At 61.7% G+C, this 24405-nt stretch carries 21 protein-coding genes; 10 read left to right on the plus strand and 11 right to left on the minus strand.

The genetic code is table 11. The features are described 5' to 3' along the window. Position 1 precedes the first annotated feature (1 nt). The 5 genes from pyrR to gshB all read right to left on the minus strand — a co-directional run bounded on the left by pyrR (position 2) and on the right by gshB (position 3597). Positions 2 to 523, minus strand: a complete 522-nt coding sequence (pyrR, locus tag AB7M23_RS08220; protein WP_065761897.1) for a bifunctional pyr operon transcriptional regulator/uracil phosphoribosyltransferase PyrR — start codon at positions 521 to 523, stop codon at positions 2 to 4. A gap of 51 nt (positions 524 to 574) precedes the next feature. Beyond that, positions 575 to 1015, minus strand: a complete 441-nt coding sequence (ruvX, locus tag AB7M23_RS08225; protein ID WP_163935928.1) for a Holliday junction resolvase RuvX — start codon at positions 1013 to 1015, stop codon at positions 575 to 577. Next, positions 1015 to 1584 (minus strand): YqgE/AlgH family protein, encoded by a 570-nt coding sequence (locus tag AB7M23_RS08230; RefSeq protein WP_330522263.1) that lies wholly within the window; start codon positions 1582 to 1584, stop codon positions 1015 to 1017. Before AB7M23_RS08230 ends, ruvX begins: the two co-directional genes overlap by 1 nt. A 52-nt stretch (positions 1585 to 1636) precedes the next feature. Next, positions 1637 to 2542, minus strand: coding sequence for an energy transducer TonB (locus AB7M23_RS08235; RefSeq protein WP_099773369.1), 906 nt, complete (start codon positions 2540 to 2542; stop codon positions 1637 to 1639). A 101-nt stretch (positions 2543 to 2643) separates the two neighbouring features. Continuing rightward, positions 2644 to 3597 carry a glutathione synthase gene (gshB, locus tag AB7M23_RS08240; RefSeq protein ID WP_065761333.1) on the minus strand — a complete coding sequence of 318 codons (954 nt, stop codon included), beginning with the start codon at positions 3595 to 3597 and terminating at the stop codon, positions 2644 to 2646. A 201-nt stretch (positions 3598 to 3798) separates the two neighbouring features. Here gshB and pilG point away from each other — a divergent pair, with 201 nt between their 5' ends. Genes pilG through trhA form a run of 7 tightly spaced genes read left to right on the plus strand, consistent with a single transcriptional unit; the run spans position 3799 to position 13685 of the window. Further along, a complete protein-coding gene (gene pilG, locus AB7M23_RS08245) occupies positions 3799 to 4209 on the plus strand; it encodes a twitching motility response regulator PilG (RefSeq protein WP_065761331.1) in 411 nt (136 codons plus the stop codon). A gap of 45 nt (positions 4210 to 4254) precedes the next feature. Further along, positions 4255 to 4620 (plus strand): twitching motility response regulator PilH, encoded by a 366-nt coding sequence (gene pilH, locus AB7M23_RS08250; protein WP_065761330.1) that lies wholly within the window; start codon positions 4255 to 4257, stop codon positions 4618 to 4620. Continuing rightward, the gene (locus AB7M23_RS08255) at positions 4617 to 5171 is read left to right on the plus strand and encodes a chemotaxis protein CheW (RefSeq protein WP_065761329.1); all 555 of its coding nucleotides are present in this window, start codon (positions 4617 to 4619) and stop codon (positions 5169 to 5171) included. Before pilH ends, AB7M23_RS08255 begins: the two co-directional genes overlap by 4 nt. 15 nt (positions 5172 to 5186) lie before the next feature. Then, positions 5187 to 7220 (plus strand): methyl-accepting chemotaxis protein, encoded by a 2034-nt coding sequence (locus tag AB7M23_RS08260; RefSeq protein ID WP_454240579.1) that lies wholly within the window; start codon positions 5187 to 5189, stop codon positions 7218 to 7220. A 20-nt stretch (positions 7221 to 7240) separates the two neighbouring features. After that, complete coding sequence (locus AB7M23_RS08265) at positions 7241 to 12553, plus strand: Hpt domain-containing protein (RefSeq protein WP_454240580.1); 5313 nt, start codon at positions 7241 to 7243, stop codon at positions 12551 to 12553. After that, positions 12546 to 13013: a chemotaxis protein CheW gene (locus AB7M23_RS08270; protein WP_065761326.1), complete on the plus strand. Its 468-nt coding sequence runs from the start codon at positions 12546 to 12548 to the stop codon at positions 13011 to 13013. The genes AB7M23_RS08265 and AB7M23_RS08270 overlap by 8 nt, the downstream gene beginning before the upstream one ends. 54 nt (positions 13014 to 13067) lie before the next feature. Continuing rightward, entirely contained in the window at positions 13068 to 13685 is a 618-nt protein-coding gene (gene trhA / locus AB7M23_RS08275; protein ID WP_065761334.1) for a PAQR family membrane homeostasis protein TrhA, read from the plus strand. On the opposite strand, the gene AB7M23_RS08280 is transcribed toward trhA, so the two are convergent. Together AB7M23_RS08280 and AB7M23_RS08285 are read right to left on the minus strand one after the other, a co-directional pair. Then, the gene (locus tag AB7M23_RS08280) at positions 13682 to 14401 is read right to left on the minus strand and encodes a 16S rRNA (uracil(1498)-N(3))-methyltransferase (RefSeq protein ID WP_454240581.1); all 720 of its coding nucleotides are present in this window, start codon (positions 14399 to 14401) and stop codon (positions 13682 to 13684) included. The genes trhA and AB7M23_RS08280 overlap by 4 nt on opposite strands. Before the next feature lie 79 nt (positions 14402 to 14480). Next, positions 14481 to 15887 carry an adenosylmethionine--8-amino-7-oxononanoate transaminase gene (locus AB7M23_RS08285; protein WP_065761324.1) on the minus strand — a complete coding sequence of 469 codons (1407 nt, stop codon included), beginning with the start codon at positions 15885 to 15887 and terminating at the stop codon, positions 14481 to 14483. Between the two features lie 191 nt (positions 15888 to 16078). Between AB7M23_RS08285 and AB7M23_RS08290 the strand changes: the two genes are divergently transcribed. The 3 genes from AB7M23_RS08290 to AB7M23_RS08300 all read left to right on the plus strand — a co-directional run bounded on the left by AB7M23_RS08290 (position 16079) and on the right by AB7M23_RS08300 (position 19256). Beyond that, the gene (locus AB7M23_RS08290) at positions 16079 to 17845 is read left to right on the plus strand and encodes an FAD-dependent oxidoreductase (protein WP_454240582.1); all 1767 of its coding nucleotides are present in this window, start codon (positions 16079 to 16081) and stop codon (positions 17843 to 17845) included. A gap of 246 nt (positions 17846 to 18091) precedes the next feature. Then, positions 18092 to 18643 (plus strand): cytochrome b, encoded by a 552-nt coding sequence (locus tag AB7M23_RS08295; protein WP_102052698.1) that lies wholly within the window; start codon positions 18092 to 18094, stop codon positions 18641 to 18643. Between the two features lie 34 nt (positions 18644 to 18677). Further along, the gene (locus AB7M23_RS08300; RefSeq protein ID WP_454240583.1) at positions 18678 to 19256 is read left to right on the plus strand and encodes a YceI family protein; all 579 of its coding nucleotides are present in this window, start codon (positions 18678 to 18680) and stop codon (positions 19254 to 19256) included. A 61-nt stretch (positions 19257 to 19317) separates the two neighbouring features. Here the strand turns inward: AB7M23_RS08300 and AB7M23_RS08305 are convergent, their stop codons facing one another. From AB7M23_RS08305 to metF, 4 genes are all read right to left on the minus strand, one after another. Then, the gene (locus AB7M23_RS08305; protein ID WP_454240584.1) at positions 19318 to 21219 is read right to left on the minus strand and encodes a DEAD/DEAH box helicase; all 1902 of its coding nucleotides are present in this window, start codon (positions 21217 to 21219) and stop codon (positions 19318 to 19320) included. 222 nt (positions 21220 to 21441) lie between these two features. After that, positions 21442 to 22227, minus strand: coding sequence for a substrate-binding periplasmic protein (locus AB7M23_RS08310; RefSeq protein ID WP_454240585.1), 786 nt, complete (start codon positions 22225 to 22227; stop codon positions 21442 to 21444). Between the two features lie 54 nt (positions 22228 to 22281). Beyond that, positions 22282 to 23358, minus strand: coding sequence for a hypothetical protein (locus tag AB7M23_RS08315; protein WP_454240586.1), 1077 nt, complete (start codon positions 23356 to 23358; stop codon positions 22282 to 22284). A gap of 130 nt (positions 23359 to 23488) precedes the next feature. After that, complete coding sequence (gene metF, locus AB7M23_RS08320) at positions 23489 to 24334, minus strand: methylenetetrahydrofolate reductase [NAD(P)H] (protein WP_099773379.1); 846 nt, start codon at positions 24332 to 24334, stop codon at positions 23489 to 23491. Positions 24335 to 24405 lie beyond the last annotated feature (71 nt).

The following is a 24405-nucleotide window of genomic DNA, read 5'->3' on the forward strand; positions in this document are numbered from 1 at the left end:
CTTAAAGTGCGGAAACGGTGGCGAGGTCCTGGCGCTCTAGGGCGAGCGGGGCGGGGCCGAGCAATTTTACCCGTTCATGGGCAGCCAGGGACAGGGTTGCACCGACCACATTCGGACGGATCGGCAGTTCGCCAGCGTCCAGGTCGAGCAGGCAGACCAGGGTGACACTGGCTGGACGGCCGTAATCGAACAGTTCGTTGAGGGCGGCGCGGATGGTACGACCGCTCATCAACACGTCATCCACCAACACCAGGTGCTGGCCTTCGATCTCGAAGGGCAGCTCTGACGGGCGCACTTGCGGGTGCAGGCCGTTCTGGCTGAAGTCGTCGCGGTAGAACGATACGTCCAGTGTGCCGAGCGCGGCGTCCTGTTGGCCAAGGGCTTCAAGCAGGGCCTGGGCAACCCATACACCGCCCGTGCGGATGCCAATGTAGCGCGGCTCGGTGATGTTACGGCGGGCCAGATGCGCCTGCAGGTCGCTGGCCATCTGCCGGATCAGTTCGGCGGGGTTGGGTAGGCTCATGCTTGCTCCTCAAGAGGCCGGGCGCTAATACGGTCCGGCTTGAATCCGTGATCAGGGTTGCATCAGCCCGGCATTGGCTTCCAGCCACCCTTGCAGCAGCAGGGCGGCGGCAATGGCGTCGACCGGGTTGTCGCGGTAGCTGCCGCGCTGACCGCCACGGGCCATGCGCTCGCCCTTGGCTTCAAAGGTGGTCAGGCGTTCATCGTGGGTATGCACAGGCAGGTTGAAGCGGCCATTCAGGCGGCGGGCGAATTTCTCGGCGCGGGCGCTCATTTCGCTGGGCGTGCCGTCCATGTTCAACGGCAGGCCGACGACAATTGCATCGGGCTGCCATTCCTTGATCAGTTTTTCCACCTGGGCCCAGTCCGGTACGCCGTTCTGCGCTTTCAGCGTGCACAGTTCGCGGGCTTGCCCGGTGATCATCTGGCCAACGGCCACGCCAATCTGTTTGCTGCCATAGTCAAAACCCAGCAGGAGCCTTGGTGCACTCATCAGGCGTGCCCCGCCTGGCTGGTTAGCAGGCTGAGGTTGATCCCCAGGCTGGCGGCGGCCGCTTCAAGGCGCAGGTCACTGGCCAGGCCGAAGATGATCTCGGGATCGAATGGGCAATTGAGCCAGGCATTGTCCGCGAGCTCTGCCTCAAGCTGCCCGGCTTCCCAGCCGGCATAACCCAGGGTGATAAGGCTGTTTTCCGGGCCTGTACCGTCGGCAATGGCGAACAGGACGTCCTGCGAGGTGGACAGCGACAAGCCTTCGAGCTCGATGGTTGCTTGGTAGGTCGGGCCGCGGCTGTGGAGCACGAAACCGCGGTCGGTTTGTACCGGGCCACCCATGTAGATGGGTATCTGCAGGCAGCGCGTTGGCGTTTCGGTGTCCGGTCGCAGTTGCTCGAGGATATCGGCCAGGTTCAACTCCTGTGGCCGGTTGACCACCAGGCCCATGGCGCCGCTCTCGTTGTGTTCGACGATGTAGGTCAGGGTCTGGGCAAAGTTCGGATCGGCCATGTGCGGCATGGCAATCAGAAACTGGTGCTTGAGGTAGGTCGGGGCGATGTTCTTCATGACCCTTAGTGTGGCGTTGAGGCGCCCTACTGACAAGCCTGAGGCACGCCCTTTAATTGCTCGAAAGGCGGTCGCCGCGGGCGAAGCGCCAGGTGCGGATGATCTCCAGCCGGTCGATGTCGGCAAGATCCCCGGTGAAGGGCGCAAATGGCGCCGCCAGGCGCACGATACGCTGTGCTGCCTGATCGAGCAGCGGTTGCCCGGACGACTCCAGTACCAGCACCTCATAGAGCGAGCCGTCGCGGTTGATCGAGACCATCAGGCGCAGGCTGCCATAGATCTGCTGGCGGCGCGCTTCGTCGGGGTAATTGAGGTTGCCAATGCGCTCGACCTTCTTGCGCCATTCCTCTTTGTACCAAGCGCCTTTGTCGCGCATGGTCGAGGCGGCATTGAGCCGATGAATGCGTGGGCGCTTGGCGTAGGCTTGCTGTTCATGGGCCAGTTCGGCCTCAAGGCTGGCGATCTGGCTGGACAGTTCCGAGCTGTCGAATTCCGGTACCGCCACCTTGGGTTTTGGTTGCGGTTTGACTTCCTTGGGCCGGGTTTCGACTTTCTGCGGTTTTGCGGCCTGGGTGGTGACCACGGCCTTGGGCGGTGTCGGCTGCGGCAGCACTTCCTGCCGTGCGGCGGGCGGTGGCGTTACCTTGTTGATCGTGCTGTCCTGGAAGGGCGCCAATTCAGTGGTCTTGGGCACCGCTTTCTTGTCCAGGGTGCCGCTGCCTTTCTGGTTGTCCTGAGCCAGGAAGTCCGCCTTCTTTGGTGGCGCTTCACTCTTGAACGTGGCCAGGGTGATTTCCAGGGTCCGCCGAATTTCTTCGGGTTTGGCAAAGGTAAAACTCAGGCCCAGGATCAGCGCCAAGTGCAGCAGCGCCGCCAGAAAAAGGGTAAAGCCGAGCCGGTCCGCCGGGCGAACGCGGGGCGGGGCAAAGTCGGCGGGGATGTCGGCGGGGAGCGTCATGGGTTATCCAGCAGCCGGGGTGAAACCGGCAAAGCGGGCGGCCAGGTCGAAAAAAGGACCGGCATCATAACCCACTCTGCGCAGTTTCCCTGCCTCGACTGTCAGCGTGCCTTGAGCTTGCGATCAATGGCGTCCATCAACTGCACGCCAATCCGGGTACCGAAGGCGTTATCGATTTCGCGGATGCAGGTCGGGCTGGTGACGTTGATTTCGGTCAGGTGCTCGCCAATCACGTCCAAGCCGACAAACAGCAGGCCTTTCTCGCGCAGGGTTGGGCCGACCTGTGCGGCGATCCAGCGGTCGCGCTCGGTCAACTCGCGGGCTTCGCCACGTCCGCCGGCAGCCAGATTACCGCGTGTTTCGCCGCTGGCCGGAATCCGCGCCAGGCAGTAGGGCACTGGCTCGCCGTCGATCATCAGGATGCGCTTGTCGCCATCCTTGATGGCCGGCAGGTAGGCTTGCGCCATGATCTGCTGGGTGCCATGGGCCGTCAGTGTTTCAAGGATCACCGACAGGTTGGGGTCACCCACGCGGTGGCGGAAAATCGACGCACCGCCCATGCCGTCCAGCGGCTTGAGGATGACGTCACCGTGCTCGGTGGCAAAGTCGCGCAGGATATCCGGGCGGCGGCTGACCACGGTCGCCGGCGTGCAGTGCGGGAACAGGGTGGCGAACAGCTTTTCGTTGCAGTCACGCAGGCTCTGTGGGCGGTTGACCACCAGCACGCCCGCGGCCTCGGCCTGCTCCAGCAGGTAGGTGCTGTAGACGAACTCCATGTCGAAGGGCGGATCCTTGCGCATCAGGATGACGTCCAGGTCGCTCAGGGCGCCGTCGGTTTCCGCTTCCAGGTCGAACCAATGCTCGGGGTCGGCAAACACACGCAGTGGGCGCATCCGTGCCCGGGCCTGGCCCTCGCGTTGGTAAAGATCCTGCTGCTCCATGTAGAACAGCGACCAGCCGCGTTCCTGGGCGGCCAGCAGCATGGCCAGCGAGCTGTCCTTCTTGTAGGAGATGCGCGCAATGGGGTCCATGACAATCCCGAGGCGAACGCTCATGGGGTATATCCTCTCGGCGGCAACAGGCCGCAGTGGCTCAAATGAAAAGTGGCGTCAGGGTGGCGCCGGCGACGCTGGCGGTCAAGCGGAAAACGCATCGTGGGCGACCCCGGCGCAGGCCGATGGAATGCACCTTGAGAGTGTGCTAAAAAGGCCTGGCATGTGGCCTGCACGGCCCTTCCAGGCGATGGTAGAGCAATTATGGGACAGCCCGAAGCGGCATTGAAGGTGATGGTCATCGACGACTCGAAGACGATTCGTCGTACCGCGCAGATGTTGCTCGGCGAAGCCGGTTGCACCGTCATTACCGCCACTGACGGTTTTGACGCCCTGGCCAAGATTGTCGACCACCATCCCGATATCATTTTCGTCGATGTGTTGATGCCGCGCCTGGACGGTTACCAGACCTGCGCAGTGATCAAGCACAACAGTATGTTCAAGGATACGCCGGTGGTCATGCTGTCATCCCGTGATGGGCTGTTCGACAAGGCCCGCGGCCGGGTTGTCGGCTCTGATCAGTTTTTGACCAAGCCTTTCAGCAAGGAAGAACTGCTGGACGCGATCAAGGCGCATGTGCCGGGTTTCGCCGCAGAAGCACAACACGCACCCTGATGCTGCGCACCTGGCGCGGCATCCTTTCCTTCGATGGGGAATAGCATGGCCCGAGTTCTGATCGTCGATGATTCGCCGACTGAAATGTACAAACTGACCGGAATGCTCGAAAAACACGGGCATCAGGTGCTCAAGGCTGAAAATGGCGCCGACGGTGTGGCACTGGCGCGCCAGGAAAAACCCGACGCGGTACTGATGGACATCGTCATGCCAGGCATGAACGGCTTCCAGGCGACCCGCCAACTGAGCAAGGACCCTGAGACCAGTGGTATCCCGGTGATTATCGTGACCACCAAGGACCAGGAAACCGACAAGGTCTGGGGCACGCGTCAGGGCGCCCGCGACTACCTGACCAAGCCGGTGGATGAGCAGACCCTGATCAAGACCCTCGACGGCGTACTCAAGGGTTGACCACCCGGCCCAAGGGCGAGTCGCTGACGGCATTTGAACTGCTGTTGGACATCGACCGCCGCTGCCGCCTGTTGGCGGCCGACCTGCCGTTACAGGAGACCCGCCTGCAGAGTTGGAGCGGGATCGGCTTTCGTATCGCTGAACAGTGGTTTGTCGCGCCGATGCAGGAAGTTGCCGAAGTGCTGCAGGAGCCCCGCCTCAGCCGTATCCCCGGGGTCAAGCCCTGGGTGCTTGGCGTCGCTAACCTGCGTGGGCGGCTGTTGCCGGTGATGGACCTGTGTGGTTACTTCGGCCTGGCCCAGAGCGGTTTGCGCAAGCAGCGCCGCGTACTGGTGCTGGATCACCAGGAGGTGTTTGCCGGGCTGCTGGTCGATGAAGTTGCCGGTCTGCAGCACTTTCCGCTGCGCAGCCTGGACCTCTCCGTGCCGTCGCCGCTGTTGGCCGGGGCAGGGCCCTTTGTCCAGGGCCACTTTCAACGTGAGCGTTGCTGGGGAATCTTCAGTCCATTTGCCCTGTCGCAGGCAACGGGCTTTCTCGATGTGGCGCTGTAAAGGAATGTCGAACCCGTGACCAAGACCTTTCCCTCGGTACAAGGCTCTCGCAGCAGCGCGCAGATTGCCGTGCTGTTTATCGTGCTGATCCTGTCGATCATCCTGTTGTTCGCCAATTTCGCCTACCTCAATACCCAGGCCAATTACGACAAGCAGTACATCGGGCATGCCGGCGAGTTGCGCGTGTTGTCCCAGCGTATTGCCAAGAACGCCACTGAAGCGGCTGCAGGCAAGGCGCGGGCCTTCAAGTTGTTGAGTGATGCACGCAATGACTTTGAACAGCGTTGGGGCTATTTGAAGAAGGGCGACCACACCACCGGCCTGCCCTCCGCTCCGCCTGCCGTGCGCAGCGAAATGGAGGCCGTGCTGAGTGACTGGGAAAACCTGCGCAAATACACCGATACGATCCTGGCCAGTGAGCAGACTGTATTGTCGCTGCACCAGGTGGCGGCAACCCTGTCCGAGACGGTTCCGCAGTTGCAGGTCGAATACGAGAAGGTCGTGGAGATCCTCCTCAAGAACGGCGCCCCGGCCAGCCAGGTCGCGGTGGCCCAGCGCCAGGCGCTGTTGGCCGAACGCATTCTCGGCTCGGTCAACACAGTGCTGGCCGGCGATGACACCTCCGTTCAGGCCGCCGATGCCTTTGGGCGCGATGCGACGCGCTTTGGTCAGGTCCTTGAGGGCATGCTGGCGGGCAACCCGTCGATTCAGCTGACCCGTGTTCAAGACCCCGATGCCCGTGCTCGCCTGACTGAAATCGCTGAACTGTTCCAGTTCGTCGCGGGCTCCGTGGACGAAATTCTCGAGACGTCCCCCGAGTTGTTCCGGGTGCGTGAAGCGGCCAGCAACATTTTCAACCTGTCGCAGACGTTGCTCGATGAGGCCTCGCGTCTGGCCAATGGCTTCGAGAACCTGGCCGCAGGGCGCACGCTGGACACCGTTGGCGGCTATGCGTTGGGTCTGCTGGCACTGGCCTCGATCATTCTGATCGGCCTGGTGATGGTGCGTGAAACCCATCGCCAACTGCATGAGACGGCAGAAAAAAATGAGCGCAACCAGCAGGCAATCATGCGCCTGCTGGATGAAATCGAAGACTTGGCCGACGGCGACCTGACCGTCACCGCCTCGGTCACCGAGGACTTTACCGGAGCGATTGCCGACTCGATCAATTACTCGATCGACCAGCTTCGCGACCTGGTGGCGACGATCAACCAAAGTGCCGAGGAAGTTGCCAGCGCGGTGCAGGATACTCAGACCACAGCCCGTCAGTTGGCCAAGGCGTCCGAGCACCAGGCTCAGCAGATCAGTGATGCGTCGATGGCCGTCGGTGACATGGCTGAGTCGATCGATCGGGTTTCGACCCACGCCTATGAGTCGGCCAAAGTGGCGGAGCGGGCGGTGGCGATTGCCAACAAGGGCAACGAGGTGGTTCACAACACCATCCACGGCATGGACAACATCCGTGAGCAGATTCAGGACACGGCCAAGCGCATCAAGCGCCTTGGCGAGTCTTCCCAGGAAATCGGCGATATCGTCAGCCTGATCGATGACATTGCCGATCAGACCAACATTCTTGCGCTCAACGCTGCGATTCAGGCGTCCATGGCCGGTGAGGCTGGACGCGGTTTCGCCGTGGTCGCTGATGAAGTGCAGCGCTTGGCTGAGCGCTCGTCTTCGGCGACACGGCAAATCGAGGCCCTGGTGCGAGCGATTCAGGCCGATACCAACGAAGCCGTGATTTCCATGGAGCAGACCACCGCCGAGGTGGTCCGTGGTGCGCGCCTGGCCCAGGATGCCGGGGTGGCCCTGGCAGAAATCGAAGGGGTGTCGCAGACCTTGGCCGAGCTGATTCTGAGCATCTCCGACGCCGCCCAGCTGCAAACGTCTTCGGCCGGGCAGATCTCCCATACCATGGCGGTGATTCAGCAGATCACCTCACAAACCTCGTCCGGCTCGACCGCGACTGCCGAGAGCATTGGCAATCTGGCCCGTATGGCCAGTGAAATGCGGCGTTCGGTGTCGGGCTTTACCTTGCCGCCGGCTCGCTGACCCTGACTACTGGAGGGCTTATGGTTGATCGTCACGCTACTGTTGCCCTGGTCTGGGTCAATGCCGCCATTGCCGAGTGCCTGGGTGCTGCGCGCAAGGCGCTGGAGCATTTTGCCGCTGAACCGGGGGATATCGAGGTACTGGCCGACGTTGTCGAGCCGATTCATCAGGTTGTGGGTTGTTTGCAGATGCTCGAATTGCAGGGGGCTGTGCTGCTGGCCGAGGAGGTGGAGCAACTGGGCCTGGCCTTGCAGCAACGGCGCGTGGCCGCCCGCGGTGAAGCGCTGGGCGCCTTGTTCCGGGGGCTGGATCAGTTACCCCTGTACCTGGAGCGTCTGCGTGCTGCCGGGCGTGACCTTCCGTTGGTGCTTCTGCCGCTGCTCAACCCATTGCGTACGGCTCGCGGTGCCGAGCCACTGCTGCAACCCCCGTTGAATGATGTGCCGCCGAGCGAGCCTGACGTTGCCCAGGGGCACGGCAACCTGGAGTTGTCCCTGAGTGGGCTGCGCGACCGCTTGCAGGTCGGCTCGGACCGTGATGCCTTGCGCTCGGTGGTCGCCGCTGTCTGTGAAGACTTGCGATGGGCCAAGGAGCGCCTGGACCTCTTTGTGCGCGGCGACCGTCAGCAGGTCGATGAGCTGGAGGCGCTGCTGGCGCCCTTGCGACAGACGGCCGATACCCTTGCGGTGCTCGGCTTTGGCCAGCCGCGCCGGGTCATCATCGACCAGGTTTCGGTCTTGCAGGGGCTGGCACGCGGGCAGCGCGCCCCGGACGATGCCGTATTGATGGATGTGGCGGGTGCGTTGCTGTATGTCGAGGCGACGCTGGCCGGCATGGTCGGTTCGATTGATTCGCCTGGGCAGGCCCAGCCGCCGGGTGCCGATCTGGCTGAAGTACGCCAAGTGGTCTTTGATGAATCTCATGGGGTGCTGCAGCAAGCCAAGGAACTGATCGCCGATGCCTTGGAGGGCGGTTGGGAGCGCCAGCGCCTGGAGCCATTGCCAGGGCTCTTCACGCAAGTTCGTGGTGCCTTGGCGATGCTCATGCTGCCGCGTGCGTCGCGCCTGTTGCGCTACTGTGGCGACTATGTCGAAAGCCGCTTGCTCGGCAGTGAGCAACTGCCGGATGCCAGTGCCCTGGAGCCTTTCGCCGACGCCATCTGCAACCTTGAATGTTATCTGCAGTACCTGAGCGCTGATCCTCAGGCACAGGTCGAGCGCTTCCTTGAGCAGGCTGAGCGTAGTTTTACGGTGCTGGGGTATGTGCTCGAGTCACCGCGTGCCGAGACGTCGGCACCGGTCGAGGCAGCCGACGCGACGATCGATGACGAGCTTCGCGAGGTGTTTCTCGAAGAGGCCGAGGATGTTCTTCAGCACTTGAATGAGCAGTGGGTCCAGTGGCGCCGTGATACGCGCTTGCGACCGGTGTTGGTCGAGCTGCGTCGAGGCTTTCATACCCTCAAGGGTAGCGGGCGGATGGTGCATGCTCTGGTCGTGGCTGAACTGGCGTGGTCGGCAGAGCATCTGCTTAACCGCATGCTCGAAGGCCGTGTGGCGCCGGGGGAGCCGGTACTGGCAAGCCTGGAACAGGCGTTGGCGCTGTTTCCAGCGTTACTGGCCGAGTACGCCGAAGGCCGGCCACTGATGAACGAGACGGTGGAGCAGTTATCACTGCACTTGCATGCCTTGGCCATGAACGATGTACCGCAGACCGACAACGCCGAGGCCATTGACCCGCAGTTGCTGGAGATCTTCCGCAATGAAGCGCAGGCCCATTTGGCCAGCCTTGATGCCTTCCTGCAGAGTGCCGATGAGCAACTGCCGCTGCCGGTCAGTGACGACCTGCAACGGGCCCTGCATACCCTCAAAGGCAGCGCGGCAATGGCGGGGGTGGTGCCGATTGCTGAGCTGGCGGCTGCCCTTGACCTGCTCGTACGTGAGTACAAGGCTCATCAATTGGGTGTTGATCTGGACGAGATCTACCTGCTGCAAACCGCTGATGCCTTGTTGCACCGGGGCCTGGAGCAGCTCGACAGCACACCGTTGGCACCGATCATGGGTGCCGAGTTGCTGATCGAACAGGTAGATCAGGTGGTGAAGACCCGTTTGCGGGCCTTGCTGGAAGCGCCTAGTGCAGGCCTGCGGGTCAAGCGTGACCCACAGTTGATTGCCAGCTTCCTGGCGCAGGGCATGGACATTCTGCTTGATGCCGAGTCGTTGCTGCTGCGTTGGCAGGAACACCCCGAGCAGCGTCAGGAGCTGAGCGCCCTGCTCGACGAATTGACCACGCTGGGGCAGAGCGCACACCTGGCGGACCTCTGGCAGGTGGATGAGCTCTGCGAGGCTTTGCTCGATCTCTACGGCGCTGTTGAGGAAAGCAGTGTTGTGGTCAGCCCGCGTTTCTTCGAGGAGGCGCAGCATGCCCATGAGGCGCTGATCGGCATGCTCGACCAGATCGCTGCGGGCCAGGAAGTTCAGGCCAGCCCTGAGCACCTGCGCGCCTTGCGTGAACTGTTGGAGGAGGGGCTGGACCCTGCCGCCATGGGCCTGGTTCGTAGTGCCGGTGGGCAGTCGCAGGTGCATGAGTTGGGCGAGGCGACGGCGGCCCTGGCCGAGCAGTTACCCGACGAAACGCTGGTGCAATTGTTCCTCGAAGAGGCCGTGGATATTCTCGAGGGGGCTGATCAGACCCTGGCACGCTGGCGTGTCGAGCCTGAAAACAGCGCCGCGCTGTCATCGCTGCAGCGCGATTGGCATACCCTCAACGGTGGCGCCCAGATGGCTGGCGTCAGTGCCGTAGCCGAACTGGCCCAGGCACTCGAAAGCTTCTATGAGGGCCTGGTGGATCGACGTTTCAATGCGTCGCCAGCACTGTTTGAACTGCTGCTCGACAGTCACGCATTGTTGGCCCGGATGCTCGGCCAGTTACAACAGGGCCAGATGCCGCTAACGGCGCTTGAAGCGCTCACGGCCTTGCGTGAGTTCCGCCAGGAGGAAGCCGGGCCTGCGCCGGTTCAGCCGGTGACACAGAAGCCGGCAGAAGAGGGCGACAAGGAGCTGCTGGAGATTTTCCTGGAGGAAGGTTTCGATATCGTCGAAAGCTCTGGGGCAGCCTTGTTGCGCTGGCAGGCTGAGCCACGCAATACGCTGGAAGTGGAGAACCTGTTACGCGATCTGCACACCCTGAAAGGGGGCGCGCGGATGGTCGAGATCGCACCGATTGGCGACCTCGCCCATGAGCTGGAGTTTCTGTTTGAGCAGTTGGCCGCCGGTCAGCTTCAGCCCAGTGCGGCGCTGTTCAGCCTGCTGCAGAACTGCCATGACCGCCTGGCACACATGCTCGATGCAGTACGCCTGCAGCAACCGCTGCCTGCCCCCACCGCACTGATCGACTACATCCGTAACTTCACCAGTGCTGCGGTCAGCGAAAGCCAACCACAAAGCGACAGCGTGGTAGCCGAGGCGCCTGCCCCGACGCCTGAACGACCGGCGGCCGACCAGGTGAAAGTGGCTGCTGAGTTGCTCGACGACCTGGGCAACCTCGCCGGTGAGAATTCCATCATTCGCGGGCGTATCGAGCAGCAGGTGAATGACGCGCAAACGGCCCTGGGTGAAATGGAAACCACGCTGGAGCGGATGCGTGACCTGTTGCGTCGGCTCGACAGCGAAACCCAGGGCCGCATGCTCGGTGCGCAGCCGAGCGAAGGCGAACCGCTGGGTTACGAAGAGTTCGACCCGCTGGAAATGGACCGCCACTCGCAATTGCAGCAGTTGTCCCGTGCGTTGTTTGAGTCGGCTTCGGACCTGCTCGACCTGAAAGAGACCTTGAGCGTACGCGCCCACGAGGCGCAGGCCCTGTTGCAGCAGCAGGCACGGGTGAATACCGACCTGCAGGAAGGCCTGATGAGTACGCGCATGGTGCCGTTCGAGCGCATGGTACCGCGCCTGCAGCGGGTGGTTCGCCAGGTCGCCAGCGAGTTGGGCAAACAGGTCGAGCTAGTGGTTGGCAATGCCGAAGGCGAGTTGGATCGCAGCGTGCTTGAGCGCATGGTCGCACCGTTGGAACACATGTTGCGCAACGCAGTCGACCATGGCCTGGAGCCCCGGGAGGTGCGCCTTGCCGCAGGCAAGCCGGAGCAGGGGCTGATTGCCTTGAACCTGCTGCATGAAGGCGCCGATATCGTCATCGAGATGTCGGACGACGGTGCCGGTGTGTCGTTGGAGGCCGTGCGCCGCAAGGCCATCAAGCGCGGGCTGCTGGACCCGGGCGCCGAGATCAGTGATCACGAGGTCATGCAGTTCATTTTGCAGCCAGGGTTCTCCACCGCTGAAAAAATCACCCAGATCTCCGGGCGAGGGCTGGGGATGGACGTGGTGCATGAGGAGGTCAAGCAACTGGGCGGGTCGATGATCATCGACTCGATCCCGGGCAAAGGTGCGCGCTTTCTGATTCGCTTGCCGTTTACCGTGTCGGTCAACCGGGCGTTGATGGTGCACAGTAGCGATGAGCAGTATGCGATCCCGCTGAACACCATCGAGGGTATCGTCCGGGTGCCTCCGGCCGAGCTCGAAGCCTGTTATCAGCTGGATCCTCCGCGTTATGAGTACGCCGGGCACCGTTATGAACTGCACTACCTGGGGGGGCTTCTGGAGGATCTGCCGCCACCTCGCTTGCTCGGCCAGACCCTGCCCCTGCCTGTGCTGTTGGTGCATTCTCAAGAACAGCAGTTTGCGGTTCAGGTCGATGCCCTGTCCGCCAGCCGCGAGATCGTGGTCAAGAGCCTGGGGCCGCAGTTCGCTTCGGTTCAAGGGCTGTCCGGGGCGACCATCCTGGGGGATGGGCGAGTGGTGCTGATTCTCGACTTGCTCGCCCAATTGCGCGCGCAGCAGTTGCGACCCGCCCAACTGCCAAGTGCCGAGCGTGGCTCACTGCATACGTTGGCCGAGCGTACCGTCATGCGCCCACCGCTGGTGTTGGTCGTGGATGACTCGGTGACCGTGCGCAAGGTCACTGGGCGCCTGCTTGAGCGCCACGGCATGAACGTCCTGACCGCCAAGGACGGCGTCGATGCCATGGCATTGTTGCAGGAGCACCGTCCGGACGTGGTCCTGCTCGACATTGAGATGCCGCGCATGGATGGCTTCGAGGTCGCGACCCGGGTTCGCCAGGACCCGCGGCTCAAGGACCTGCCGATCATCATGATCACGTCGCGTACCGGGCAGAAGCACCGTGACCGCGCGATGGCCATTGGCGTGAATGAATACATGGGCAAGCCGTATCAAGAGTCGGTGCTGCTGCAGAGTATTGCCCAGTGGAGTGCGCACAATGCTTGAACAACCCGTCCGCAACGGGGGGCGTAGTAGCCTGACCGGTCTGCTATTGCCGCTGAGTGATCGCAGCCTGGTGTTGCCGAACGTCGCGGTGGCCGAGCTGATTGGCTATCGTCCTGGCATGCAGGTGTTGGAGGGTTTCGACTGGCACCTGGGGTGGATCGACTGGCGCAATCAGCGCTTGCCTCTGATCAGTTTCGAGGCCGCGTGTGGCGGCTCTACACAGGTGGGCGAGCGGGCACGGATCGTCGTGCTCAACTCGCTGGGCGACAGCCGCCTGCGCTTCATGGCGTTGCTGGTGCAGGGTATCCCGCGCTCCTGCAAGCTGGACAGCCAGCTCAACTACGTTGATGTGCCGTTGGCCCCGCTGGAGTTGGCGGCCGTGCAGGTCGGTGAGTTGGTGGCGCGGGTGCCGGATCTGGTCGCCTTGGAGCGTCTACTACTAGAGGCGGGGGTGGTTTGAGGCGAATGCCTGTGTAGCATGAGCCTACAAGAGGACCTTGGAGGACAGCGCCACATGTACCATGGTGAACGCTTCAATGCATGGACCCACCTCGTCGGCGCGCTACTGGCCGCTGTCGGCGCGACATGGCTGATAGGGATTGCCGTACTGCAAGGCGACCCCTGGAAAATTGTCAGCCTGACGATCTACGGCTTCACCTTGCTGTTGCTATACAGCATCTCCACGCTTTATCACAGCGTACGCGGCAAGGCCAAAACGGTCATGCGCAAGCTTGATCATCTGTCGATCTACCTGCTGATTGCGGGCAGTTACACGCCATTCTGCCTGGTCAGTTTGCGTGGCCCCTGGGGCTGGAGCCTGTTTGGCACCGTCTGGGGGCTGGCAGTGATCGGTATGCTGCAGGAAATCAAACCGCGCTCCGAGGCGCGGGTGATGTCGATCGTCATCTACGCGGTGATGGGATGGATCGTGCTGGTCGCGGTCAAGCCGCTACTGGCCAGCCTGGGCACTGCGGGGTTTGCCTGGCTGGCCGGTGGTGGGGCGTTCTACACCATCGGGATCATCTTTTTTGCCTATGACAGCCGCTTTCGCCATTGGCACGGCATTTGGCATCTGTTCGTCATCGCCGGCAGCCTGATGCATTTTGTCGCGGTGTTTTTCTACGTGCTTTAGAAATCACCCCACAGTTGCTGGGCAACGGCCAGTGCTACCACGGGTGCGGTTTCCGTGCGCAGGACCCGTGGGCCCAGGCGGGCGGCGTGGAACCCGGTGCTCTTGGCCTGTTCGACTTCCGCCTCCGAGAGGCCGCCTTCGGGGCCGATCAAGAAGGCCAGGTGCTCGGGCTTGGCGTGGCTGATCATTGGCTCGGCGACCGGATGCAGGACCAGCTTCAGCGCTTCGTCGCGTTGTTTTAGCCAGTCGGCCAGCAGCATAGGGGCATGAATGACCGGCAGGCGTGAGCGACCGCACTGTTCGCAGGCGCTGATCGCTACCTGGCGCCAATGGGCCAGGCGCTTGTCGGCGCGCTCGTCCTTGAGGCGGACTTCACAGCGCTCGCTGATAATCGGGGTGATTTCGTTGGCACCCAACTCGGTGGCCTTCTGGATTGCCCAGTCCATTCGCTCGCCGCGTGACAGGCCTTGGCCCAGATGGACGTGCAGCATCGACTCGGCTTGGCCCGGCAGGGTTTCGCTGAGCACCACGCGCACGTTTTTCTTGCCGACTTCCAGCAACTCGCCGAGGTATTCCTGGCCGCTGCCGTCAAACAGCTGTACAGCGTCGCCAGTGGCCATGCGCAGTACGCGGCCGATGTAATGGGCCTGGGCTTCAGGCAGGTCATGCTCGCCAAGGCTCAGCGGGGCATCAATGAAAAAACGGGACAGTCTCATGTCGGTCTCTGAATCAAAACGGGCGATTGGCGCATTGCTCACCCCCGAAGGCCGGTAGGGCCGGCCCCCAGGGTGTGCGCTAGCCCGGATCGCGGAAGTCAGGGTGGAAGTTACTGGGCACGGCAACGCTCAGGCTGTCACGCGTGGCGAGGTCGATGCCTTCACTGGCGACTTCGGCAAGGAAATCGATTTGTTCCGGGGTGATGACATACGGCGGCAGGAAGTACACCACGCTGCCCAGTGGGCGCAGCAGTGCGCCGCGGCTCAGCGCGTGCTCGAAGACTTTCAGGCCGCGCCGTTCCTGCCACGGGTAAGGCGTCTTGCTGGCCTTGTCCTGGACCATTTCGATGGCCAGGGTCATGCCCGTCTGGCGTACTTCGGCCACATGCGGGTGATCGGCCAGGTGTGCCGTGGCGCTGGCCATGCGCTGGGCCAGGGCCTTGTTGTTCTCGATGACGTTGTCTTGCTCGAAGATATCCAGGGTCGCCAGGGCCGCCGCGCAGGCCAGCGGGTTGCCGGTATAGCTGTGCGAATGAAGGAATGCGCGCAGGGTCGGGTAATCGTCGTAGAACGCGTTGTACACCTGGTCGGTTGTCAGACAGGCGGCCAGCGGCAGATAGCCGCCGGTCAGGGCCTTGGACAAGCAGAGGAAATCTGGCCGGATGCCAGCCTGCTCGCACGCGAACATCGTTCCGGTGCGGCCGAAGCCTACGGCGATCTCGTCGTGGATCAGGTGAACCCCGTAGCGGTCACAGGCTTCGCGCAACAGCTTGAGGTACACCGGATGGTACATGCGCATGCCACCGGCACCCTGAATCAAGGGCTCGACAATGACTGCCGCGATGGTCGCATGGTGTTCGGCCAGGGTCTGTTCCATGGCCGCGAACATCGTGCGCGAATGCGCCTCCCAACTGACCCCTTCTGGGCGCAAATAGCAGTCTGGGCTTGGTACTTTGATCGTGTCGAGCAACAGCGCCTTGTAGGTTTCGGTGAACAGCGGGACGTCACCGACCGACATGGCCGCGATGGTTTCGCCGTGGTAGCTGTTGCTCAGGGTGACGAAGCGCTTTTTCTCCGGCTGGCCTTGGTTCAGCCAGTAGTGAAAGCTCATTTTCAGTGCGACTTCGATGCAGGAAGACCCATTATCGGCGTAAAAACACCGATTGAGTCCGTCAGGCGTGAGCTTGACCAGGCGCTCGGAAAGTTCGATGACCGGTTGGTGACTGAAACCGGCCAGAATCACATGCTCAAGTTGATCGACCTGATCCTTGATGCGCTGGTTGATGCGTGGGTTGGCATGGCCAAACACATTCACCCACCAGGAACTGACCGCATCCAGGTAGCGTTTGCCTTCAAAATCCTCGAGCCAGACGCCTTCGCCGCGCTTGATCGGGATCAGCGGCAGTTGCTCGTGGTCTTTCATCTGGGTGCAGGGGTGCCACAGGACCTTGAGGTCACGTTGCATCCACTGTTGATTCAGGCCCATCGGCTCTCTCCTGGCGATGCGTATTCGGGTATGCGCGCAAGCCTATGCAAAGCGTTGGAGGAGAACAACCCATAGTGCGTGATCCTGCCCTGGCTCGCTGGCGAGGCCGACAATGCTGGCGTATCCTTCACGCAGCTTTCTTGGGGTGTTCACCCCCCACTTCTATCTGCCTTTGATCCGGAGTTCGCCAAATGTCTGCTGGTTGGCTGCGCGCGTGCGCGTTAGTAATGATTGGGCTGTTCAGTACGGGGGCATTGGCGGCCGCCAAGCAGCCGACGGCGATTGTCGTCGGCGGTGGCCTGGCGGGTCTGACCGCTGCCTATGAATTGCAAATCAAGGGCTGGCAGGTGACCTTGCTGGAAGCCAAACCCAGCATGGGTGGGCGTTCAGGCCTGGCCACCAGCGAGTGGATTGGCAACAGCAAGGCACAGCCGATCCTCAACAAGTACCTGGACACCTTCAAGCTCAGCACCCTGCCGGCGCCTGAGTTCGTTCGTACACCGGGCTACCTGATCGACGGCGAGTACTTCAGCGCCGCTGACCTGGCCACCAAGCAGCCGGCCACCGCCGAGGCCATCAAGCGTTATGAGAAAACCCTCGACGACCTGGCCCGTTCGATCAACGACCCGGAAAACCCGGCGGGCAATAGCACCCTGTTCGCCCTGGATCAGATGAACGTCGCCACCTGGCTGGACAAACTGCAACTGCCGACTACCGCGCGGCAGTTGATCAACCAGCAGATCCGTACCCGTTATGACGAACCATCGCGCCTGTCGCTGTTGTATTTCGCCCAGCAGAATCGAGTCTACCGTGGCGTCAACGACCGTGACCTGCGTGCCGCCCGCCTGCCTGGCGGCAGCCCGGTATTGGCCCAGGCGTTCGTCAAACAGCTGAAAACCATCAAGACCAGTTCGCCGGTCACGGCGATCAGCCAAGACAAAGACGGTGTTACCGTCAAGGTTGGCAGCGTCGGTTACCAGGCGGATTACGTGGTCCTGGCCGTGCCATTGCGGGCGTTGGCCAAGATCCAAATGACGCCGGGCCTGGACAACCTGCACCTGGCGGCGATCAAGGGCACCAACTACGGCTGGCGCGATCAGCTGATGCTGAAGTTCAAGACGCCAGTCTGGGAAAGCCGTGCGCGGATGTCCGGTGAAATCTACAGCAACACCGGCCTTGGCATGCTCTGGATCGAACCTGCGCTGAAGGGCGGTGCCAACGTAGTGATCAACCTGTCGGGTGACAACGCTCGCCTGCTTCAGGCGTTCGGCGACAAACAGATGGTCGATCAGGTGTTGATCCGCCTGCACGCGTTTTATCCACAGGCGCGAGGGGCGTTTACCGGCTATGAGGTGCGTCGTTACAGCACCGACGCGGGTACTGGCGGCTCCTACCTGGCGTTTGGTCCGGGGCAGATCAGCAAGTACTGGCGCCTGTGGGAGCGTCCTATGCAGCGCATCGCCTTCGCGGGCGAACACACCGATGCGCTGTACCCCGGCACGCTCGAAGGTGCCCTGCGCAGCGGTCAGCGCGCGGCCAACCAGGTACAGGACCTGGCTGCGGGTAAAACCGTCGACCCGCTTAAAGCCGCAGCCGTTGGCGCTGCAGCTGCAACGGCAGGCGCCGTTGCGGCCAAGGAGAGCAAGCCAGGCTTCTTCTCGCGTCTGTTCGGTGGCGCTGACAAACCGGCAGCACCACCTGCGGTGAAGGCTGTGCAGGCTGCTCCAGCGCCGGCTCCAGTGGCTGCACCTGTCCCAGTGGCGCCGCCTGTGGCTCCTGTAGCGAAAGAGGAACCGGCCAAGGTTGCGCCCGCCAAGGCTGCCCCTGCCAAGGCTACGCCGTCGAAGAAGCCGGTAGCCAAGAAGACAGCAGCCAAGCCGGCACCGGTGAAAAAAACCGCTGCCAAGGCTGAGCCCGTGAAGAAAAAGACCACCAACACTCAGGCCAGCGCTCAGTAGCCTGTTACCGATGTAGCGGCCGGCTCGTTCAAGAGCCGGCCTTGCCGGCAATCCCCATGCCGGCCTCGTTCTGATGCCTCTCCACGCCCGTTGCCATTAGCGCTAGTGCCTAGCGTTAATCTTTCCTTAATGCCAGCGTTCCACGCTAACAATCGTTTTTCTCGATATTTCAAAGCGAAATTTTCCGCTTTAATTCGATAGATAACTCGTTAGTCTTGGCAACAGTTCTTACAGGGAAATTCGGCAATGCAGTTGCGAAACTCATCTTCTCGCTATGGCTTGGTCAGTGTTGTCATGCACTGGGGCGTGGCATTGGCAGTGTTCGGCCTGTTCGGCCTGGGCCTATGGATGGTCGGCCTTGATTACTACAGCGCCTGGCGTCACACCGCGCCCGATCTGCACAAGAGTATCGGCTTGACTGTGTTGGCGATCATGTTGCTAAGGGTCATTTGGCGCTTTGTCAGCCCGCCACCGCCGACGTTGGCCAGTTACAGCACATTTACCCGGGTTTCTGCCAAGGCTGGCCACAGTCTCCTCTATCTGGGCCTGTTCGCTGTTCTGATCAGTGGCTACCTGATCTCCACCGCCGATGGCGTGGGCATTCCGGTATTCGGCCTGTTTGAGGTCCCTGCATTGCTCAGCAATCTGCCTGATCAGGCGGACCTTGCCGGCGAAATCCACTTCTACGTGGCGTGGGGCGTGGTGATCTTTGCCGGTCTGCATGCCCTGGCTGCGTTTAAACACCACTTTATAGACCGTGACGCGACCCTTGTCCGCATGCTGGGCCGCAAAGCTTGATGTTCAACCTAACCTGCAAAAAGGATACAGACGCATGTTGAAAAAGACTTTTGCCGCACTGGCGCTTGGTACTGCACTGCTGTCGGCTGGTCAGGCCATGGCTGCTGATTACAAAATCGACAAAGAAGGCCAGCACGCTTTCGTCGACTGGAAAATCAGCCACCTCGGCTACAGTTTCATCCATGGCACCTTCAAGGACTTTGACGGTACCTTCAGCTGGGACAGCGCCAAGCCAGAAGCCAGCAAAATTGCCGTTGACCTGAAAACCGCCAGCCTCGACAGCAACCATGCCGAGCGTGACAAGCACATCCGCAGCAAGGACTTCCTCGACGTCAGCAAATTCCCTGATGCCAAGTTCGTCTCTACCAGCGTCAAGTCGACCGGTGAGAAAACCGCTGATGTGACGGGCGACCTGACCCTGCACGGCGTGACCAAGCCGGTAGTGTTCAAGGCAACCTTCAACGGTGAAGGCAAAGACCCATGGGGCGGCGAGCGTGCTGGCTTCAATGCCACCACTACGCTGAACCTGAACGATTTCGGCATCAAGGGCCCGGGCCCAGCGTCGCAGACCCTGGACCTGGACATCTCGCTGGAAGGCGTGAAGCAGAAGTAATCGGGTTACTGCACCAACAAAAACGCCGCCCCATGGGGCGGCGTTTTTGTTGGCGTCTGAATCAGCGGTTACGCGTCAGCAGCGCCGGTTTTTCGCCACGTGGACGGCTTGGCAGTTGTTCCAGCTGCTCGGCGGTCGGGAAGCGATCCACTTTGGATTCCTTGTGGATGATCTTCGGTTGCGGCTGACCTTCACGAGGGTTGCGTACGGCCGGTTCCTGGCGCGAAGACTCCTCGCGCGCAGGGCGACGGTTGCGGTTGGCACCGTCGCGGCGTGGCTGGCCGTCACGGCTACCCGAGCCTGAGCCCGAACCGTTGCGTGCACCACCACGCTTCTCACCGCTGGCGCCTGCATTGGCTGCACCACCGCTACGAGGGTTGTTGCTACGGCCCTGACCACCGCGTGGCTGGGCAGCCCCGCCGTTGCTGCTGGCCGGAGCGCCTGGGCGACGGTTACGGCCCTGGCCACCCTTGTTCTGGTAAGGGCTGACGTAGTCGGCACGGTTGCCAAAATTATCGACTTCGTCGTCCAGGAATTCTTCCGGATCGCGGTTGGCGGGCACTGGAGGAATAGCCGATTGGCCAGCGGCTTGAGCCGGGCGCGGTTTCTTGTCGCGTGGCTTGCGTTCCTGGCGTCCACCAGCGGCCTTTTCAGCGGACTTCTCGCCGGCCTTGTCCTTTTCCTTGCCTTTATCCTTACCCTTGTCCTTGCGGCCACCGCTGCCGGTGTTGGTTCCATCGGCACGCTGGCCACGGCCAGTGCGTGCGGTGTTTTGTGGACGCTCGCGGGTTTCGGGTTTCTCGGCCTCAATGGCCGAAGCATCAAAGCCCATCAGGTCGCCGTCGGCGATTTTCTGGCGGGTAACGCGTTCGATGCTCTTGAGCAGTTTCTCTTCGTCGGGTGCGACCAGCGAGATGGCCTCGCCCGAGCGACCGGCACGACCGGTACGGCCGATGCGGTGTACGTAGTCCTCTTCAACGTTCGGCAGCTCGAAGTTGACTACGTGAGGCAGTTGATCGATGTCCAGGCCGCGCGCGGCGATGTCGGTGGCAACCATGACCCGTACAGTGCCGGCCTTGAAGTCGGCCAAGGCTTTGGTTCGGGCATTCTGGCTCTTGTTGCCATGGATGGCGGCGGCGGTCAGGCCGTGCTTCTCCAGGTACTCGGCCAGGCGGTTGGCGCCATGCTTGGTACGGGTGAAGACCAGTACCTGTTCCCAGGCGCCGACGGTGATCAAGTGGGCCAGCAGCGCACGCTTGTGGCCGGCAGGCAGGCGATAGACCCGCTGCTCGATCCGCTCGACGGTGGTGTTCGGCGGGGTGACCTCGATACGCTCCGGGTTGTGCAGGAGCTTGTCGGCGAGGTCGGTGATGTCTTTGGAGAAGGTGGCCGAGAACAGCAGGTTCTGGCGCTTGGCCGGCAAGCGGGCCAGGACCTTCTTCACATCGTGGATGAAGCCCATGTCGAGCATGCGGTCGGCTTCGTCCAGCACCAGGGTTTCGACGTGCGACAGGTCGACGCTGCCTTGACCGGCGAGGTCCAGCAGGCGGCCAGGGCAGGCCACCAGTACATCGACACCGCGGGCCATGGCTTGCACCTGCGGGTTCATGCCAACACCGCCGAAGATGCACGCGCTGATGAAATTCAGGTCACGGGCATAGGTTTTGAAGCTGTCGTGTACCTGTGCGGCCAGTTCACGGGTTGGCGTCAGCACCAGAACACGTGGTTGGCGCGGGCCGTGACGCTGGGATTTGTCGGGGTGGCCGCCGGGAAACAGGCGTTCAAGGATTGGCAGCGCGAAACCGCCGGTTTTGCCAGTACCTGTCTGCGCCGCCACCATCAGGTCGCGACCTTGCAACACGGCGGGAATCGCCCGCTGTTGCACCGGAGTGGGCTGGGTATAGCCCGCAGCCTCGATAGCGCGGACTAGAGCCTCGGAGAGACCGAGGGAAGCAAAGGACATGAGAAATCCTGTTCTAGTGGGGGCTGAGCCCATTGGGATGATCTTGCCTGGCGCGACGGGCATCTGCAGATGCTATCGCGTCCGGTCCTGCTTGGCCTTCAATGTGCATCCGGGAGCGGCGAGCGGGTGTCTAAACGCGCGGTTCTACCGGTCAGGATGGCTGTTTCAAGGTCGAGCGTCCGGGCGTAAGCCTGGCGGGAATGCCCGAGTATAACAGAGCATTCAGTGAGTGCTGCGTTCCTGCTGCTCAACGGCGGGCTGATTTTTTATTGCGGCACTGTCATAACGGGCTGACAGCGCGGCATAGGCAGGCTCCTTCTTGAAGCGCCGCAGCTCAGCCGCGAAGCGTTGAGCCAGCAGGTCCATGCCGACATTTCGACGTACGGCGAGGTACTGATGCTGTTGGCTGACGACCAAGGGCAGCTCACCGACCTCCTGCTCCAGGCCCAGGGTGGCAATCAGGTAGCGGCCGACCCGACGATCAGTGATCAGCAGGTCAATACGGCCACGTTGCAGTTTGCCGAAGTTGGCCTCGTGGCTGGGGGCGGGCTCGCGGTTGAACGCGGTTGACTCCGTGAAGGTCGGGTCGTAGGTGTAGCCGGGCGAAGTGCCGACAGTAAGCCCCTTGAGGTCGTCCAGGCTGTTCACCACGTGCGGGCGGGCCTTGGCATAGAACAGCGCGAACTCGACGGTCGACAGCGGTTCGCTGGGGTAAAACAGCAGGCTGTCACGCTGACGGGTCTGGAAAATATCCAGCACGCCGTCTGCCTGCCCCTGTTCCAGCATGTTCAGGCAGCGCTTCCAGGGCAGGAACTGCCACTCCACTTCGACACCCAGGCGCCTGAAGACTTCGGCCGTCACCTCGTAGTCGATCCCCTTGATCTGCTCTCCTTCCTGGTATGCATAGGGTGGCCAAGGGTCGGTAACAATACGCAGCCTTTCGCCCAGGGCGAAAGTGCTCAGGCAAGCTAGAAACAGCGCTGTCAGTAGACGGGCGAAATCGAACATGTCGGCAGAGTACGACGACCGGTTCAGGATGACCAGTGGTGACTGCGTCTGGATTCAGTCCTGCAGCTTCAGCAGCAGGTGCTGTTGAACGCTTGGGTGCTGTTTGCCCAGTGCCAGACGCAGCGCCGGTTGCTGCAGCCAGCTCATCAACTGTTCGCGGGTCAATGCTCGGCCAAGGCGCGCCTGGACGTTCTCAAGGGCCTTGTCCCACCAGGCTGAACCGCAGGCGCGGTCGAACTCGTTGGGGTAGGCATAGCAGCCATACAGCAGTTCACGGAGGAACTGGCGTTGCTGTTCGGGCAGTGCGAGGCTCACCGTCTTGTACAGCATGCGTTGCAGTGCGGGCGGGCGTGGCAGCTTCGCGTTGACATGCGGTATGTCGGCCATGGCTTCAGGGCTGAGTGGTGCGTCGCCGTGCTTGCGCAGCCATGCCTGGATCTTGGCCCTGAACAGTTGCTTGCGGCTCCAATAGTGATGGATCAGGTCAGGGCATTCGTTGACCTTCATTGAGCGGTAGGCCGCCACTGCCAGGCAGAACTCTTCCAGCGTATAGGCGCCTTTGGCCTGCAGGTAGAACTCATCCATGTAGGCAATCGAGCGATCAAGCAGTGCTGCGTCGCTGCAGTGCAAGCCCATCACCCCTGAGTTCAGCAGCGGCATCTGGTCGTCTGCCAGATCGCGGCTGCGCAGTACCGTGGCGAGTGCCTCATACAATGGCGCTTTAGGGTCATCGCCGTAGTGGCCGCCTATGGCATTACACAGCAAGGTACCCGGTGCTATGCGTCGAAACAGTTCAATCGGAGAACGATGGAAGAACGTATCGGTGTCGATCAGCAGCGCCAGTTCATGCTGCTCCAGCACCTGACGCAGCACGACATGTTTGCTGCGGAAATGATAACCATGGGGCTGGTTCCACTGCTTGCGGGTTTCTGCATCCAGTGTGTGGACCGTAACGGGCAGGTGACGGTATGGCTCAGGGTCATCACTGAAAACCTGTATATCAATAGCTTCGCCAGGTGTCTTGCGCAGATTGGTCAAGGCGCTGGCAATACTGAACTGGGCTTCCTGATGGTATGTGGGGGCACCGAACACCAGGTAAACCAGTTGCGGTCGTTGAGAAGCTAGAGGCATAGGCAGGGTGACAGTCCAATAGTCCAATAGAGAAAAGCACAAAGGTGCCCTAGCCTAGGCTAGAGCACCTTCAAGTTCAAATAATCGCGAGCGTGCAGTGCACTGGAAAGCGGCGCGAACGCCGCTTCGGTCAGCGTGGCAGCTTGAGGTTGTTCCAGATTGCCAGGCTTGGTTCGGCCTGGTTCAGGGTGTAGAAGTGCAGGCCCGGTGCGCCGCCTTGCAGCAGTTGCTCGCACATGCGGGTAATCACTTCTTCGCCGAAGGCCTGGATGCTCTTCGCGTCGTCGCCATAGGCTTCCAGCTGCTTGCGGATCCAGCGTGGAATCTCGGCGCCGCAGGCGTCGGAGAAGCGTGCCAGCTTGCTGTAGTTGGTGATTGGCATGATGCCCGGCACTACAGGGATATCGACGCCCAGTTGCTGCACGCGCTCGACGAAGTAGAAGTAGCTGTCGGCGTTGAAGAAGTACTGGGTGATGGCGCTGTCCGCACCCGCCTGGACCTTGCGTGCAAAGTTGGCGAGGTCGTCCTCGAAGTTGCGCGCTTGCGGGTGCATTTCAGGGTAAGCAGCGACTTCGATGTGGAAGTGATCGCCACTTTCCTTGCGAATGAACTCAACCAGGTCATTGGCGTGACGCAACTCGCCGCTGGCCATGCCCATGCCGGACGGCAGGTCGCCGCGCAGGGCAACGATGCGCTTGATGCCCGCAGCCTTGTACTGGGCGAGCAGGGTGCGCAGGTCGTTGGTGCTGTCGCCAACGCATGACAAGTGCGGGGCGGCAGGGACTTTTACTTCGCTCTCCAGCTGCAGCACGGTGTTGAGCGTGCGGTCGCGGGTCGAGCCACCGGCACCGTAGGTGCAGGAGAAAAAGTCGGGGTTGTAGGTAGCCAACTGACGGGCAGTGGCGAGCAGTTTTTCATGTCCAGCATCGGTCTTGGTCGGGAAGAACTCGAAGCTGTAGCGACGTTCCTGAGACATGGCGAAATCCTGGTAAACCGATCAAGCAAGCCGCCCAAACGGTGCGGCTCAAGAAAAAGCCGGTGACGCTT

It is taken from the genome of Pseudomonas sp. HLS-6 TE3448, assembly GCF_053629555.1.

Coding starts and splice junctions, on each gene's coding strand:
- AB7M23_RS08265 (WP_454240580.1), top strand. CDS start 7,241: ATGGTTGATCGTCACGCTACTGTTGCCCTGGTCTGGGTCAATGCCGCC.
- AB7M23_RS08290 (WP_454240582.1), top strand. CDS start 16,079: ATGTCTGCTGGTTGGCTGCGCGCGTGCGCGTTAGTAATGATTGGGCTG.
- metF (WP_099773379.1), bottom strand. CDS start 24,334: ATGTCTCAGGAACGTCGCTACAGCTTCGAGTTCTTCCCGACCAAGACC.
- AB7M23_RS08300 (WP_454240583.1), top strand. CDS start 18,678: ATGTTGAAAAAGACTTTTGCCGCACTGGCGCTTGGTACTGCACTGCTG.
- AB7M23_RS08315 (WP_454240586.1), bottom strand. CDS start 23,358: ATGCCTCTAGCTTCTCAACGACCGCAACTGGTTTACCTGGTGTTCGGT.
- AB7M23_RS08230 (WP_330522263.1), bottom strand. CDS start 1,584: ATGAAGAACATCGCCCCGACCTACCTCAAGCACCAGTTTCTGATTGCC.
- trhA (WP_065761334.1), top strand. CDS start 13,068: ATGTACCATGGTGAACGCTTCAATGCATGGACCCACCTCGTCGGCGCG.
- ruvX (WP_163935928.1), bottom strand. CDS start 1,015: ATGAGTGCACCAAGGCTCCTGCTGGGTTTTGACTATGGCAGCAAACAG.
- AB7M23_RS08310 (WP_454240585.1), bottom strand. CDS start 22,227: ATGTTCGATTTCGCCCGTCTACTGACAGCGCTGTTTCTAGCTTGCCTG.
- pilG (WP_065761331.1), top strand. CDS start 3,799: ATGGGACAGCCCGAAGCGGCATTGAAGGTGATGGTCATCGACGACTCG.
- AB7M23_RS08280 (WP_454240581.1), bottom strand. CDS start 14,401: ATGAGACTGTCCCGTTTTTTCATTGATGCCCCGCTGAGCCTTGGCGAG.
- AB7M23_RS08285 (WP_065761324.1), bottom strand. CDS start 15,887: ATGGGCCTGAATCAACAGTGGATGCAACGTGACCTCAAGGTCCTGTGG.
- AB7M23_RS08295 (WP_102052698.1), top strand. CDS start 18,092: ATGCAGTTGCGAAACTCATCTTCTCGCTATGGCTTGGTCAGTGTTGTC.
- AB7M23_RS08305 (WP_454240584.1), bottom strand. CDS start 21,219: ATGTCCTTTGCTTCCCTCGGTCTCTCCGAGGCTCTAGTCCGCGCTATC.
- AB7M23_RS08270 (WP_065761326.1), top strand. CDS start 12,546: ATGCTTGAACAACCCGTCCGCAACGGGGGGCGTAGTAGCCTGACCGGT.
- AB7M23_RS08235 (WP_099773369.1), bottom strand. CDS start 2,542: ATGACGCTCCCCGCCGACATCCCCGCCGACTTTGCCCCGCCCCGCGTT.
- gshB (WP_065761333.1), bottom strand. CDS start 3,597: ATGAGCGTTCGCCTCGGGATTGTCATGGACCCCATTGCGCGCATCTCC.
- pilH (WP_065761330.1), top strand. CDS start 4,255: ATGGCCCGAGTTCTGATCGTCGATGATTCGCCGACTGAAATGTACAAA.
- pyrR (WP_065761897.1), bottom strand. CDS start 523: ATGAGCCTACCCAACCCCGCCGAACTGATCCGGCAGATGGCCAGCGAC.